16 protein-coding genes are annotated in these 14,167 nt (G+C 45.0%); 15 read left to right on the top strand and 1 reads right to left on the bottom strand.

Annotated elements, in window-relative coordinates; translation table 11 throughout:
- Positions 1 to 36 precede the first annotated feature (36 nt).
- The gene (locus G9G53_RS17755; RefSeq protein WP_029517184.1) at positions 37 to 360 is read right to left on the bottom strand and encodes a hypothetical protein; all 324 of its coding nucleotides are present in this window, start codon (positions 358 to 360) and stop codon (positions 37 to 39) included.
- Between the two features lie 145 nt (positions 361 to 505).
- Between G9G53_RS17755 and G9G53_RS17750 the strand changes: the two genes are divergently transcribed.
- From G9G53_RS17750 to G9G53_RS17680, 15 genes are all read left to right on the top strand, one after another.
- Entirely contained in the window at positions 506 to 1,120 is a 615-nt protein-coding gene (locus G9G53_RS17750) for a DedA family protein (protein WP_029517185.1), read from the top strand.
- 1 nt (position 1,121) lies between these two features.
- Positions 1,122 to 1,691: a thioredoxin family protein gene (locus G9G53_RS17745; RefSeq protein WP_029517186.1), complete on the top strand. Its 570-nt coding sequence runs from the start codon at positions 1,122 to 1,124 to the stop codon at positions 1,689 to 1,691.
- A gap of 3 nt (positions 1,692 to 1,694) precedes the next feature.
- On the top strand, positions 1,695 to 2,324 hold the full coding sequence (locus G9G53_RS17740) for an MBL fold metallo-hydrolase (RefSeq protein WP_069012005.1): 630 nt from the start codon (positions 1,695 to 1,697) through the stop codon (positions 2,322 to 2,324).
- Between the two features lie 241 nt (positions 2,325 to 2,565).
- A complete protein-coding gene (locus tag G9G53_RS17735) occupies positions 2,566 to 2,775 on the top strand; it encodes a hypothetical protein (RefSeq protein ID WP_029517188.1) in 210 nt (69 codons plus the stop codon).
- Positions 2,776 to 2,855: 80 nt separating this feature from the next.
- Positions 2,856 to 3,242 (top strand): hypothetical protein, encoded by a 387-nt coding sequence (locus G9G53_RS17730; protein WP_025675434.1) that lies wholly within the window; start codon positions 2,856 to 2,858, stop codon positions 3,240 to 3,242.
- A gap of 304 nt (positions 3,243 to 3,546) precedes the next feature.
- Positions 3,547 to 3,834 carry an Asp-tRNA(Asn)/Glu-tRNA(Gln) amidotransferase subunit GatC gene (gene gatC / locus G9G53_RS17725; RefSeq protein WP_013311910.1) on the top strand — a complete coding sequence of 96 codons (288 nt, stop codon included), beginning with the start codon at positions 3,547 to 3,549 and terminating at the stop codon, positions 3,832 to 3,834.
- Positions 3,835 to 3,861: 27 nt separating this feature from the next.
- On the top strand, positions 3,862 to 5,319 hold the full coding sequence (gene gatA / locus G9G53_RS17720; protein ID WP_023990257.1) for an Asp-tRNA(Asn)/Glu-tRNA(Gln) amidotransferase subunit GatA: 1,458 nt from the start codon (positions 3,862 to 3,864) through the stop codon (positions 5,317 to 5,319).
- A 26-nt stretch (positions 5,320 to 5,345) separates the two neighbouring features.
- Positions 5,346 to 6,791, top strand: coding sequence for an Asp-tRNA(Asn)/Glu-tRNA(Gln) amidotransferase subunit GatB (gatB, locus tag G9G53_RS17715; protein ID WP_069012008.1), 1,446 nt, complete (start codon positions 5,346 to 5,348; stop codon positions 6,789 to 6,791).
- Between the two features lie 129 nt (positions 6,792 to 6,920).
- Positions 6,921 to 7,382, top strand: a complete 462-nt coding sequence (locus G9G53_RS17710; RefSeq protein ID WP_029517189.1) for a GNAT family N-acetyltransferase — start codon at positions 6,921 to 6,923, stop codon at positions 7,380 to 7,382.
- Between the two features lie 95 nt (positions 7,383 to 7,477).
- Positions 7,478 to 8,191, top strand: a complete 714-nt coding sequence (locus G9G53_RS17705; RefSeq protein ID WP_029517190.1) for an MgtC/SapB family protein — start codon at positions 7,478 to 7,480, stop codon at positions 8,189 to 8,191.
- An 83-nt stretch (positions 8,192 to 8,274) separates the two neighbouring features.
- A complete protein-coding gene (locus G9G53_RS17700; protein ID WP_069012013.1) occupies positions 8,275 to 8,928 on the top strand; it encodes a hypothetical protein in 654 nt (217 codons plus the stop codon).
- 7 nt (positions 8,929 to 8,935) lie between these two features.
- The gene (locus G9G53_RS17695; RefSeq protein ID WP_165149397.1) at positions 8,936 to 10,339 is read left to right on the top strand and encodes a DUF4097 family beta strand repeat-containing protein; all 1,404 of its coding nucleotides are present in this window, start codon (positions 8,936 to 8,938) and stop codon (positions 10,337 to 10,339) included.
- A 108-nt stretch (positions 10,340 to 10,447) separates the two neighbouring features.
- Positions 10,448 to 10,879 (top strand): Fur family transcriptional regulator, encoded by a 432-nt coding sequence (locus tag G9G53_RS17690; protein ID WP_029517193.1) that lies wholly within the window; start codon positions 10,448 to 10,450, stop codon positions 10,877 to 10,879.
- Positions 10,880 to 11,063: 184 nt separating this feature from the next.
- Positions 11,064 to 12,782 (top strand): glycosyl hydrolase family 18 protein, encoded by a 1,719-nt coding sequence (locus G9G53_RS17685; protein WP_165149395.1) that lies wholly within the window; start codon positions 11,064 to 11,066, stop codon positions 12,780 to 12,782.
- A 112-nt stretch (positions 12,783 to 12,894) separates the two neighbouring features.
- The gene (locus G9G53_RS17680) at positions 12,895 to 13,773 is read left to right on the top strand and encodes a nucleotidyltransferase-like protein (RefSeq protein ID WP_029517195.1); all 879 of its coding nucleotides are present in this window, start codon (positions 12,895 to 12,897) and stop codon (positions 13,771 to 13,773) included.
- Positions 13,774 to 14,167 lie beyond the last annotated feature (394 nt).

Below are 14,167 nucleotides of genomic sequence, written 5' to 3'. Positions count from 1 at the left end.
TGTAGTTCACAGTTCATGATTGCAGTACACAAACATCTATCCGCCATAGGCATTTCTAAAAGCGGTGCACAAGACATCGCGATCCACCTTCCACAATGCCGCGAGCTCCTCGCTGACATCTTCATCCCACCAGTCGCACAGTAGTTTGCGATTACTATGGTTTTCCGCAATCCAGATAAGGTGTCCGACGACCTTGCGGCAGTATAGTTCTTCGCCCTGCTTGACCAGATCAGGAGCAATGTGAACAGGCAGACGTTTGCAGGTTCGATACAACTCTTTGGTACATGCGCGGCGGATACCACGAGCCGTGGGTAATCGGGATTGTGAATTGTCATGTTTGGGGAATTTGCCGGGAGGCATATTGTACCCCCTCCTCTCTCTCACAACTTATGCGGGCAGAGGATCCGGGGTCACTGACTTCCCTTTTTGGACGAAGTGGCGACTTGTTCTGCCGCTGTGATACACTAAATGAAAATAGAGAAACAGGCAGGGAGTGGGAAGAGAGATGGACCAAATATCTAGTATCATTAATTATTTGTTTGAGATCATTCGTAGTCTTGGGTATTTTGGTATTATGCTAGGCTTGATGGTGGAGGTCATTCCAAGTGAAATAGTCCTCGCTTATGGCGGTTTTTTAGTGTCCTCGGGTCATATTAATTTTTTTGGCGCAGTCGTGTTTGGAACGATTGGCGGGGTGCTGGCCCAGTTGTTCATTTACTGGATTGGACGCTATGGCGGCAGACCCGTTTTAGATAAGTATGGGAAATACATACTCATCAAAAAAAGTCATGTTGACCACGCTGAAGCCTGGTTCAATAAATATGGCACAGGGGTCATTTTTACAGCTCGCTTTATCCCTGTTGTTCGTCACGCGATCTCAATCCCTGCCGGGTTGGCTCGAATGAACGTATGGCGCTTTATTATTTTGACAACGCTGGCGATTATACCTTGGTCTGTTTTGTTTATATATTTAGGTATGCTGTTGGGAGACAAGTGGGAACAAATTGACGAAGTGGCAGCACCTTACATCAAACCGATTTTGCTGGTTGCTCTTGCGCTCTTGATCATTTATTTTGTTATCAAATGGATTGTAGCCAAAAACAAAAAAGGAAGTGTATAACATGAGCCGTACTAACGTATCGCAATATTTCGGAAAGGGCTTGAGTCCTGAACAATTTATGGAGGGCATGGAAAAGAACAAAGAAGCCTTCCGCTCTGGATACGATCAGTTTGTGTGGAGCAGCGAAGAGGATCGGGAGTTTTTTGAAAGCCTGAACCATCGTGATGATCTGCGTGTGCTTATATTGGCTGCCGACTGGTGTGGGGATGTAGTACGCAATGTGCCAGTTGTGTTCCGCGCGTTGGAGAATAGCGGGATTCCAACCGAAGTATTGATTCTGGAAAATCATCAGGCGCTGATGGACGACTTCCTGACAATGGGCGGACGTGCTGTGCCGATTGTGATTTTTGCGGATACGGGAGGTCATGTACTTGGCCACTGGGGACCACGCCCTGCACATGTTCAACAAATTATGATCGCATTCAAACGTGAAAATCCAGATCGGGAAGCCGATGATTATCAAGAAAAAATCGCAGTTGCTCGTAAAGAAATGGCTGGAAAATATGGGGAGGGAACCGAGGTCCATCCTGTAATTGTTCAGGAATTACGCGAGCTGATCTCGGGATTTTAACTTATGACATTATCTATTCGCAGTTTTAATCTCGGCCCGCTCCAGACGAATGCTTATTTGCTTCAAGGAGATGATCCGAAGCGCGCTGTTATTATTGATCCAGGGATGAATCCGGGTCCTTTGCTGAGAGCCATTGAGCCACTGACGATTGAAGCTATCCTGCTGACGCATGCCCATTTTGACCATATCGGAGGAGTAGAGGAGATTCGCAATGCCAAAGACTGCCCGGTTTATCTGCACGCCTTGGAGCAAGACTGGCTTACATCTCCTAAGCTGAATGGCTCCTTGATGTGGCCAGAGGCATCCCCTCCGATCTCGACGGAACCAGCCGAATATGACTTGGCAGAAGGTCAACAATTGAACCTGATCGGTCACACGTTCCGGGTTTTCCATACACCGGGCCATTCACCCGGAAGTGTCAGCTTTTTATGCGGCAAAGATCTTTTTTCCGGGGATGTGCTATTTCGTCAGGGCGTTGGACGCACGGATCTGGCGGGCGGCCGCGAACGGGATCTATACGATTCTATTCAGAACAAATTGTTTCCACTCGGAGATGACGTTACAGTCTATTCCGGTCACGGTCCCAAAACGTCCATCGGTTATGAGAAAGCTAACAATCCGTATATCCGGTAAATGTGATGAATGTTCAGTAGGGGCAAAATCAAAGGTGTGACAGGTTTTGCCCCATTTCGACAACAAATTATAAATTATGTATAGACAAAGGTTTTTATTTTTGTTAACATAAATTTATTGAAGTTACATACTAAACTCGCGAAGCACGCAAGCTGTGGATGAATCCCGGTTTGCGTTCTTTTTTTTGCCCATTAAGAGGATAAAGAGGCATGAGGCCGTCAGATCACAAGGGGGAGCAAGAATGAAAAGAAAACATATATATGGGGTACAACGTGAGATTGGAGGTAGTTTCCGGGTTCCCAATATAATAGATATTGAAGATTCTGTGGCAGATTCCAAGCCGAAGATCATAACTTGGAAAAAGGTGAAACGACGGGGCGGAATCCCTACACAAAACTGGCATGTGAGGCTGAATGAACACAGGTTGGGACGTGGAGACGGTCGATTATGAAGATACATAGATGATATAGACAAGCTACTTTTTTTTTAGTAGACTTAGCAGATAAGTTCAGACAAACGGGGGGGCTAACGATGCATCATTTAGGAGCTAGAATTATGATCGTCGCGGATGCTTTTGAGCAGAATCTTCCTGTGGGCGAACATGGTTATATCATTGCTTACGACCGTAATGCGGACAATGCTTTTGACTATGTCATTCGCGTACCGAAGGTGAACCGCAATTTTTTTGTACCATCCGGAGACATCGAGCTGGAAGAGAGTATTCTCAAGCTGGAAGCCGAGCGGATTGAGCGTGAAGCGCTGATAGATTACGCCCTTGCTACCCATAATGAGCAACTGTTCATGCATGTGATGAACGGTGGTATTGATTCGGTAGAGACTGAGGAAGAAGAAACCGCGGCGGAGTTGTTGTCACAGGCTGATTTTATCAGACAAGTCAATTTGCGTGCTTGGATATAGAAGTCGGCTACGGTCGATTCTTTTTAAGAATATATAAAGGGCACAATCTTAGCTCCTATAGTTTTCACGAAAGAGCACCGAAAGGTGCTTTTTTTATATTCTTTTAGCAACATTTACCTCATCGAAGTGCAGTTTGCTTCTGTACCGCGTCAAAGATTGAATTGTAAAGGGTTCTATCCTATAATTAAAAACGTTATTTCAAAGTTCGGTGCAGCATTTTTTAATATCAGGATTTTGCAAAATTCGATTTCAGTCGCTTATTGGATTTTTTGCAAAATCCTCATATACATGAGGAGGGTTTTGTATGAACATTTCCACGGAAGATGTCCGTCACGTAGCCAAGCTGTCCAGGTTGAATCTGACCGCGGCTGAGGAAGAAACGATGACAGGACAATTAAACGCCATTCTCCATTATGCGGAGAAGCTGAATGAGCTGGATACGGAGCAGGTAAAGCCGACCACTCATGTGCTGCACGTCAGCAATGTCATGCGAGACGACGAAGTTCGCGAAAGTTTGACACATGAGCAAGTGATGCGCAATGCACCTGAAGAAGAAGACGGACAGTTTAAGGTTCCTGCTGTTCTGGAATAGATCTCATATTTGAAAGGAGGATGCAAATTGAGCTTGTTCAATAACACATTGCCCGAGATACATAACAAGCTGCATCAAAAGGAAATTTCCGTGAGTGATCTGGTAGGACACGCTCTGGAGACAATTGGTGCGCGGGAAGACAAGATCAGAGCTTATATTACCGTTGACGAGGAACAGGCCCGTGCATCCGCACGTCAGCTGGATGATCAACTGATTTCCGGAGAGGAAAGAGGGTTGTTGTTTGGCCTGCCAGTTGGCATTAAGGATAATATTGTGACAGAAGGGCTGCGTACAACATGTGGCAGTCAGTTTTTGAAAAATTTTGATCCCGTTTACGATGCCACAGTTGTTAGCAAGTTACGCGCAGCGCAAACCGTGACACTCGGTAAAATGAACATGGACGAATTCGCCATGGGCGGCTCTAACGAGAACTCCAGCTTTTTCCCTGCACGTAACCCTTGGGATTTAGAACGTGTTCCCGGTGGTTCCAGTGGCGGCTCGGCTGCGGCTGTTGCAGCAGGTGAGGCTTATTTCACGCTCGGCTCGGATACAGGGGGTTCCATTCGCCAGCCCGCTTCTTACTGCGGAGTAGTTGGCCTGAAACCAACCTATGGTCTAGTATCCCGTTTTGGACTGGTGGCTTTTGCCTCCTCTTTAGACCAAATTGGACCCATTACTAAAAATGTTCAGGATTCGGCCTATGTCCTACAAGCCATTGCAGGTTATGACCAGAAGGACTCCACTTCTGCAAAGGTAGACATTCCTGATTATTTGAACGCTTTAACCGGGGATGTAAAAGGACTACGTATCGCTGTGCCTAAAGAGTATCTTGGTGAGGGCGTCGATCCTCAGGTCAAGGAAAAGGTGCTGGATGCACTGAAAACGCTGGAAGGACTGGGTGCTGTTTGGGAAGAAGTATCTCTCCCTCACACAGAATATGCGGTAGCTACTTATTACCTGCTGGCTTCATCCGAAGCGTCATCCAATCTGGCACGTTTTGACGGCGTGCGCTATGGTGTACGTTCTGACAATCCAGACAACCTGCTTGATCTATACCATCAGTCCCGTACGCAGGGTTTTGGTCCTGAGGTGAAGCGTCGGATTATGCTAGGTACCTATGCGCTCAGCTCTGGGTACTACGATGCTTATTATTTGAAAGCTCAAAAAGTGCGCACACTGATTAAACAGGATTTTGATCGTGTATTTGAACAATATGATGTGATTATCGGACCTACTGCACCGACAACTGCTTTCAAAATCGGCTCGCAAGTGGACGATCCATTAACAATGTATTTGAACGATATTTTGACGATTCCGGTGAGCTTGGCTGGTGTGCCAGCCATTAGCATTCCGTGTGGTCTAGCGGATGGAATGCCAGTCGGACTACAAATCATCGGAAAAGCCTTTGACGAGTCTTCCGTGCTACGCGTAGCTCATGCTTTTGAACAAAATACCGAATTTCACAAGCAGCGTCCGCAGCTGTAATTTGCCAAAAAGGAGGGAACCTATTCATGTCTACAACTACATCCAAGTATGAGACGGTCATCGGACTTGAAGTACACGTGGAATTGCATACGAAGTCTAAAATATTCTGTGGATGCTCGACATCCTTCGGAGCACCACCCAACTCTCATACATGTCCGGTCTGTCTCGGTCATCCAGGGGTATTGCCGGTATTGAACCGTCAGGCCGTTGATTATGCAATGAAAGCAGCAATGGCGCTGAATTGCACCATTGCTGATGTGAGCAAGTTTGACCGCAAGAACTATTTTTACCCCGATTCACCTAAGGCCTACCAAATCTCACAATACGATCAACCCATTGGCGAAAATGGCTGGATTGATATTGAAGTGAATGGTGAGACAAAGCGTATCGGTATTACTCGACTGCATCTGGAAGAGGACGCAGGGAAATTAACACATGTTGATGGTGGCTACGCATCTTTGGTCGATTTTAATCGGGTCGGCACACCATTGGTCGAGATCGTTTCGGAACCGGAAATATCTTCGCCGGAAGAAGCCAAGGCCTATCTGGAAAAAATACGTGCCATTATGCAGTATTGTGACGTATCCGATGTGAAGATGGAGGAAGGATCACTTCGCTGCGACGCGAATATCAGTCTTCGTCCGCATGGACAAAAAGAGCTAGGAACTAAAGCGGAACTGAAAAACATGAACTCCTTCCGTGGCGTACAGCGCGGACTGGAATATGAGCAGTTCAGGCAGGAGCAGACGCTGGACGAAGGCGGAACAATTGTACAGGAGACACGTCGTTGGGATGAAGCACAAGGTAAAACTTTATCCATGCGTGGTAAAGAACAGGCCCATGACTATCGTTATTTCCCAGACCCGGATCTCGTTACTCTTCATATAGACGAGGAATGGAAAGAGCGCATCCGTGCTTCGATTCCTGAATTGCCTGACCAGCGTAAAGCACGCTACACTTCCGAATATGGATTACCTGAGTATGATGCCCAGGTGATTACGTCCTCCAAGCCATTGGCCGATTTGTTCGAGGATAGCCTTCAATTCACCAAGGATGCCAAAGCAGTATCCAACTGGATTATGGGGGATCTACTCGGTTATTTGAACAGTGCCGGTATTGAACTGTCGCAGGTTAAATTGACCGGTCGGGGCTTGGGTGAAATGATCGGACTGCTGGAGAAGGGAACGATCAATAGCAAAATCGCTAAAACGGTCTTCAAGGAAATGCTGGAAAGTGATAAACTGCCACAGCAAATTGTCGAAGAAAAAGGGCTTGTACAAATCAGTGATGAGGGTGCGATTCTTACAATTGTCGAACAAGTTGTAGCAGCTAACCCGCAATCGGTCGAGGATTACAAAGCTGGCAAGCAAAAGGCCATCGGCTTCCTAGTCGGTCAAGTGATGAAGGAGAGCAAGGGGAAGGCAAACCCTGGCCTTGCTAATAAGTTGCTGACGGAAGTGCTGAACCGCTAATGGCATAGATTTGACAGGGGCTTGTCTTTTAGGGACAGGCCCCTTTTGCATAGCCGCTAAGAATGGTTGGCGCGAACAAGCTTTAGAACCTGATGGCATTTTATGAGTTTCCTTAGGAGGGAAAACAGCATGGTTACCCTATGTTCATTGGAAGATGATGATATCGTCAGTCAGATATGGCGTCTACAGCATGTTGCCTATAGGCTGGAAGCTGAGCTGATTGGGTTTGATGAAATTCCTCCACTGATGGATACATTGGATACGCTGAGAAGCTGTGGAGAGTCTTTTTATGGGTGGCTGGAGGACGGTGAATTGCTAGGAGCACTGGCTGTGCAGTCCGAATCGCCCGATTCGCTTACCCTTACACGTATGATGGTTCACCCAGATCATTTTCGTAAAGGCATTGCAGATTCTTTAATGAAGCATGTTTTGAATGAATATCAAAATATCCCGTTGTTTATCGTCTCTACAGGAACTCTAAATACTCCTGCGGTGGCGTTATATCGAAAACATGGCTTTCGTCCCGTATCTGCGGCTGAGGTCGCTCCAGGCGTGGAATTAACTACCTACCATCTGCATAAGGTGGAATAGCATTGAGGTATCAAATTGACATTAAAAATGCACATAAGCCCACAAACCGCGCACCCGGAGTGGGAAGCACGACATAACCGGGAGGAGAGACTCGAATGAATAATCCGTGGATTATAGACGATTCACATATCATTTTACGGCTTTTACTGTCCATGCTTCTCGGTGGATTCATTGGGTTTGAACGCGAGCGTTCCAATCACGCAGCTGGTTTGAGGACTCATATTATGGTCAGCCTTGGTTCGACGCTGATTATGCTACTCTCCATTTACGGCTTTGCCGATTTTATTAAAGAAGCTAATGTACGCATAGATCCCGCTCGTTTGGCTACCGCTGTGATCACTGGCGTAGGCTTTTTGGGTGCAGGAACGATTATGTTCACAGGTAAATCCATTACCGGACTAACGACTGCGGCTTCCATTTGGGTCGTGGCTGCTATTGGCCTTGGGGTTGGAGCAGGGTTTTATTTCCCATCTATAGCGGCGACAGTGCTCGTATTTTTAAATTTATGGGTGTTTAACAAAGTTGAACTTCGGTATATGCGTGGACGCAAGCGCCATCTTATTACATTGTACGGATTGGCCTCTCACGGATTGCTGGATCAGATTTCGACTTATTTAGAGCAAGAAAAAGTGGAAATACGTAAAATAATGATTAAAGAACATGAAAATGTCCCATTTCACGAATTACATCCAGATCGGCAGAGTATGGAGGTTTCCCTAGAGGTGCTGGCCCGTCATGATTTTAATCCTGTACGTATTGCAGCAGATTTACGACAATGGGAAGATATAGCTGCAGTCTCTGTTGAGTAATAGGGTACCTTTTTTTAACAGTTACTCTTAAATCTGATTGGGGTACTATGTAAGCATTGAAATGTTTTTCAGCGGAACCACGTATGGGATTCAAAGGGGAGGATGGCATGAACTCGGAACAACCGTTACCGTCTGGAGAGGCTGGACAGCTACAAGCATCGGAACAGCGGGAACAGCCCAGACAGGGGAAGCGTCTAAAATACGCTAAATTTCGCAAAGTGATTGCCATTATCATGGCGGCATTGTTACCCGGACTAGGACATCTTTTTTTAGGACTGTTTATCAGGGGGCTTAGTTTTATTGTATTGCTCCTGCTAGATATTTTTGCGATGCTGTATGTTTCCTCTGACGGCTTAAGGATCAACATTCCATTACTTATTTTGCTTGGATTGTTCATACCTGTTTTATATTTTTATAATGTATATGATGTCTTACAGTCTGCAGATTATATGGTTCGCTATCGACGTAAGCCCGATCGTTATGTACGAATGGATGCTAGAGGCCAGCAAAGTAGTCCTTTTTATACGTGGGAGAGAGGCTTTGCTTTTGCTGTGCTGATGGTGGCAGGCGGTGGGCTTATGATTTTGTTTCGCATGAAACCTCGCTGGTTGAGCAATTTCTTTGAGGATTATGGATTCCTTACGCTGGCTATTTTATTAATGATGATCGGTTTATTCCTTTTTCTAAGGGAAGCCCTTCTGACCTTTAAGCGTAAAAAGTTGAAAGAAAGAGGGTGAAGCTGGCGTGCACCGTAAAATAAGAGTCGGGCGCTACACCTCTTCGCTTCTGTTGATGGCTGTAGGCATTTTGCTTATTGTAGATGTGTTTCAAAATACTGAATATATGCTTCAACTCCTCGTTTGGTGGCCCGTAATCTTCGTGCTTTGGGGACTGGAGTATCTGATTTTTTTTGCTGTGTACTATCGGAAAGAAGGCAAGTCTGACAATGGAAGGCGATTCAGACCTGACCTAAAGGGGATTCTGTCCGCTTTGGTAGTGGCAGCCTCGATTTTTATCGTGACACAGCAAAATCATTATATGTATCTGTGGAACCGGGTCAGTCTCAATCTGACGTCAGCCTCTATGGATTTTAGCCAGGCTAAAGAGAATCGGTATGATATGGGTGGTGTGCTGGTACCTGTATCTATGCAGACGTCCGATTTAATAGTTGATTCGGTTAATGGTGATGTAACACTGATCAGACGACCTGTGTCCAATATAGAGGTACGAGGGACTCTATGGGTGGATCAAGCGCCTGCTGCCGAAGCGGACAAGATTGCTCAAGCTTCTTCACTGACTTCTACCGACGGCAAGACTATCCAGATTCGTCCGGAGGCACAGTCATACGGAGCATCAAGCAAACGTCAGCCTCGTGTGAACATGCTGATCACCGTGCCGGAGGACCGACGGTTCAATATGCAGATTAGAACCTCCAACGGGAATATTACCTTGAATGGAGTTGATGCTATTGACAGCATTAGACTCGAGAGCGGTAATGGAAATCTCACCGTTAATGACGCTATCGGCAATGTCAAGGGAGGCACGCTGAACGGTCAGGTTAAATTGCATCGGATTTCTGGAGATGTGGATGTGCGCACGAACCGAGGCGACATGCAGGCAGGCGATATTGAGGGAGCTGTCACACTACATACCATGGTAGGTGACATTCAGCTTGCTCGTTCGGAAGGAGATATCACTGTTGATACTCAGAATGGGGACATGAATGTGTTGAATTCTACAGCCAAGCTGAATGCTAATTCGCTTAATGGCTCTATCAAAGTGCATAGCGAACAGGTGGGCGGAGATTGGAAAATATACAGTGCTGTCGGTGATATCGTATTGGATCTTCCGTCGAATGGAGATTTTCAGTTAGAGGGTTCAAGCAGTTATGGTAATCTTCAATCCGATTTTCCATTTAAAATAGACAGTAAAAGTATTTCAGGCCAAAACGGGACAGGCAAGTATGCGATCAACGTGGAGGGCAACAGTAATTTAACCATTAAAAAGTTACTGATGCCGTCGTTACCCGACTTGGAAGATTCCGGGGGTACGACTGCGCCCGATACATCTGAAATCTCTCCGGCTGAACCTAGAGCTCCCGAGACAGATACCTCTATAGGAACATCCGGCGACAATACGGCGCGTTGACAAGAAACTTGAGTAGACCGTACAATGTGAGTAGGTTTAGAAGTAAGTTGTAAATAGATGCGTGGTAATTGATAGGATCGTAAGTAAGGGATAAGGCGGTGGACATATATGGCAGCACGCGTCCAGCATGCTTTGGAACTTCTAAAGAAGACAGGTGTACGCATAACACCCCAGCGTCATGCCATATTAAACTATTTGATGGAAACCATGGGGCATCCGACTGCAGATGAAATATATCGAGCGCTTGAGTCCAAGTTTCCAAGTATGAGTGTGGCTACGGTTTATAATAACTTAAAGATGTTTATAGAAGCGGGTATGGTACATGAGTTGACCTATGGAGATAACGCCAGTCGTTATGATGCCAATATTTCGGAGCACTATCACATCATTTGCGAAAAATGCGGAAAAATTGAAGATTTCAGTTATCCCTATTTGGCTGATGTGGAACGTCATGCTGCGTTGGAAACAGGCTTCGAAGTGCATGGACATCGTATGGAGTTACACGGAGTATGCAAAACTTGTAGTAACAAACAAACGTAACGAAACAAGGAATAGAGTTTTTTTGTACGGTATGTATATATTGTAATGGATTGGAAACGTGAGCAATTCTCCGTAAGCGGGGATTTACCGCGTTTTTTTGTTTAAATCACTTTACTTTTGTTTCAAGTAATCTGTTGAGGTTACAAAATACGGAATTCAAAGTTCATACAATGGAGGTTCAATATTGGCCAGAAATCATTCCAGACGCCGCCGTAAACGTTCACGATTCAAAGGAGCGGCAAGCCTACTATTATTTGCAGCGATTATATGCGCAATTACTGTCGTATGGTTTGGTAATCCCCTTCATGAGAAACCCGATTGGCAGGGCAGTGTCCGTCCTATTTTTATGCAGGGCAAGTTGACTGGGTATGAAGCTCAAAGCTCCGGCAAGAACATGCTGATGCCGCTTAAATTGGTGCAAATTCAAATTGATCCTTCGGTTCGCTATGAGGATGACAGCCAAACCGTCATTATGGCGACGAGACAAAGCTTGCTCTATATGAAGGTTTCGAAGGCACAAGGGGAATTGAATGGTAAAACATATGCGCTGAGCGCAGCCCCTCAGGTGATCAGTGGAGAGGTATATATCCCGATAGAAGCTGTACGTGAAGTATACGGCGTTTCTATACACGAAGACTCTGTAACGGGTGCCGTTATCTTGATGAAGGCCGGCGAGAAGGTCAGGCTGGGTAATGTGGAAAAGAAGGATGGGCAACAGGATGCTAGAATTGCCTTACGTAAAGAAGCCTCTAGCCTATCTTTTATTTTGACAGATGTACCTCAGCGGACGAAAGTACGTATCTGGTCCCAACAGGGTGATTGGTATTTTGTGCAGTTAGACAATGGCTATGCAGGATACATTAAATCAGACCATATCGCTGAAGGAGAAGAGCTTGTGATTCCTTCGGTTAAGGACGATTTGTCCATATCGGAGAAGCATTGGGAGGGTAGGCCAGTGAATCTCGCTTGGGAAGCCGTCTATAATCGCAAGCCTGATCCTTCCAAGTTTGATCCTATGCCTGGAGTAAATGTGGTGAGCCCTACGTGGTTCAGTGTCGTCGATCATGAGGGCACTGTAGAAAGCAAAGCGGATCCTGCTTATGTCAGCTGGGCACATCGCAAGGGTATGGAGGTTTGGGGGTTGTTGAGCAACAGTTTTAATCCCGAACTAACAACAGAAGCTTTGTCTACCTTTGAACGTCGAAAGTCGATTGTAGATCAGATGATTTCACTTGCTCAACAAAATGATCTGGACGGTATTAATATCGACTTTGAAAATGTTCATACAAAGGATGGTCCCAATGTCACCCAATTTTTGCGTGAACTTAAACCGATGGCTCGGGAACATGATTTGATACTGTCCATTGATGTTACGCCTAAATCTCAAAGTGAGATGTGGTCTGTTTTTTTGGATCGAAAAGCATTGGGGACTATAACAGATTATCTCATGGTAATGGCGTATGATGAGCATTGGGCGGCTAGTCCAAAAGCTGGTTCCGTCGCCTCGTTACCATGGACGGAAGCGTCAATTAAGCGAATTATTCGGGAAGATGAAGTGCCGTCTCAAAAAGTGGTTTTAGGTATTCCGTTATATACTCGCGTGTGGTCCGAGACTCCCAAAGAAGGGAAGATTAAGGTCACCTCCAAATCACTTGGTATGGAGTCAGCAGCCAATATCATAGCCCAATTTAAGTTGAATCCCAAGTTTAGAGCTTCCGAAGGCCAGAATTATGTCGAGTATACAGAAGACGGCGTAGTCAAAAAGATTTGGCTGGAGGATCAGGTATCTCTGAAGGCAAGAGTAGAACTTGCCAAATCGCTGAAGCTCGGAGGAATTGGTGTGTGGAATCGAAGCTTTGCAGATAAAGACGCTTGGATAACACTGAAAAAAATAAGTGAATAAGATAAAAAAATTTACAATTGAAGAAGGAAGTTTCTTATTTATGTAGAAATGATCACATGTATCCAAATATCCAATTTGCGGTCATAGCCGCCTTGCAGGTATGGAGGGAGAAGTGCAGCTAACCAAATTAAACCTGATATATGATGAATTGTTGCAGGAGGATTCGATAGGTATTATTTCGTACAGAAAACCGGGAGAGTATTTTCACGGTTCGATGTTGTATGACTTTGATGAACTCATTCTAATTATTGGAGAAGGCACCAAGCCAGTCCGTTCTATTCAACACTTATTTATGAATGGTTTAAGATGCCAAGTGTTGTACGCAACGCTCAGTTGTCTGAAGGAATGGATTATCGCTGGTGAACAAGCCAACATTATAGATTATGTGCTAGAAGGGCGTATTGTCTGGGAAAGGGATGACAGGGTTCGCTTTTTAAGACAGGAAATTGTTGATTTTAACGATCCACTGCGGGAGCAGAAGCGATTTCATGAGTTCTCCCGCTTTCTGGTCAATTACGTTCATGGTAAAAGAGCGGTGCGAGAAGGGCGGATCATTGACGCTTATCAAAGTGTTCTGAAAGCATTGGATCATTGGGCATCTATTGAACTCATTGAACGGGGGATTTATCCAAAGGTTCACTTATGGGTTCAGGTACAGCCTCTGGATCGAACAATTGACAAACTGTATAACGAACTCACATTAAGTACGGAAACCTTGGAACAACGGGTTGAACTAGTACTGCTTGCTTGTGAATTTTCAGTTATGTCAAAAATGGAGGAGTGCTCCTCTCCGCTATTCCGTATATTAGGCAGCAGACGGGAACCTTGGTCTATAAATGAACTTATTAACCATCCTGAGCTAAAGAATCTCCAATTGGATCTTACCGTCGTGCTCCGTAAACTGGTATATCGTTCACTTATTAGAGAAACAGCTGCCGGGGATTTTAGGGATCGCGGGCAAAATCGTGAACTGCGTTACTCCCTTATTTGATGTACAGGGGTTGATTTGTCAGGAAGAAAGGTTGTTAAACCGACTTTTCTTCCTTTTTTTGCACATGATCTAGTATTTATAAATAGTTAAAAAATATAAATTATTAATTTAGGTTGACGAGTATATAAAATATGTGATAAGTTATAACTCGCCCCATTAAGCAGCATGAATAGTTTTGAACTGTTTAAAGCAGGATAAACGTGTTGCATCAAGCGGAAAAAATAAGTTTTCAAAAAAAAGCTTGACGAAAAATGAGGTTATGTGTTACATTATTTAAGTCGCCGCTGAGACGCGGTGGTGAAACAAAGTAAGATGTTATGTAGGTTTGATCTTTGAAAACTGAACAACGAGTGAGTAAAACGATTTTGTTCGCAAAATCAAACAAGAGATATTT

This window comes from Paenibacillus sp. EKM206P, assembly GCF_011066155.1.
Classification (GTDB): domain Bacteria; phylum Bacillota; class Bacilli; order Paenibacillales; family Paenibacillaceae; genus Paenibacillus; species Paenibacillus polymyxa_D.
Note: the sequence above shows the minus strand (reverse complement) of the source record. Positions and strands in the feature narration are given on the sequence as shown.

Bases quoted from the DNA above. Each gene is read 5' to 3' on its own strand.
- G9G53_RS17755 (WP_029517184.1), bottom strand. From the start codon at position 360: ATGCCTCCCGGCAAATTCCCCAAACATGACAATTCACAATCCCGATTA.
- G9G53_RS17750 (WP_029517185.1), top strand. From the start codon at position 506: ATGGACCAAATATCTAGTATCATTAATTATTTGTTTGAGATCATTCGT.
- G9G53_RS17745 (WP_029517186.1), top strand. From the start codon at position 1,122: ATGAGCCGTACTAACGTATCGCAATATTTCGGAAAGGGCTTGAGTCCT.
- G9G53_RS17740 (WP_069012005.1), top strand. From the start codon at position 1,695: ATGACATTATCTATTCGCAGTTTTAATCTCGGCCCGCTCCAGACGAAT.
- G9G53_RS17735 (WP_029517188.1), top strand. From the start codon at position 2,566: ATGAAAAGAAAACATATATATGGGGTACAACGTGAGATTGGAGGTAGT.
- G9G53_RS17730 (WP_025675434.1), top strand. From the start codon at position 2,856: ATGCATCATTTAGGAGCTAGAATTATGATCGTCGCGGATGCTTTTGAG.
- gatC (WP_013311910.1), top strand. From the start codon at position 3,547: ATGAACATTTCCACGGAAGATGTCCGTCACGTAGCCAAGCTGTCCAGG.
- gatB (WP_069012008.1), top strand. From the start codon at position 5,346: ATGTCTACAACTACATCCAAGTATGAGACGGTCATCGGACTTGAAGTA.
- G9G53_RS17710 (WP_029517189.1), top strand. From the start codon at position 6,921: ATGGTTACCCTATGTTCATTGGAAGATGATGATATCGTCAGTCAGATA.
- G9G53_RS17705 (WP_029517190.1), top strand. From the start codon at position 7,478: ATGAATAATCCGTGGATTATAGACGATTCACATATCATTTTACGGCTT.
- G9G53_RS17700 (WP_069012013.1), top strand. From the start codon at position 8,275: ATGGGATTCAAAGGGGAGGATGGCATGAACTCGGAACAACCGTTACCG.
- G9G53_RS17690 (WP_029517193.1), top strand. From the start codon at position 10,448: ATGGCAGCACGCGTCCAGCATGCTTTGGAACTTCTAAAGAAGACAGGT.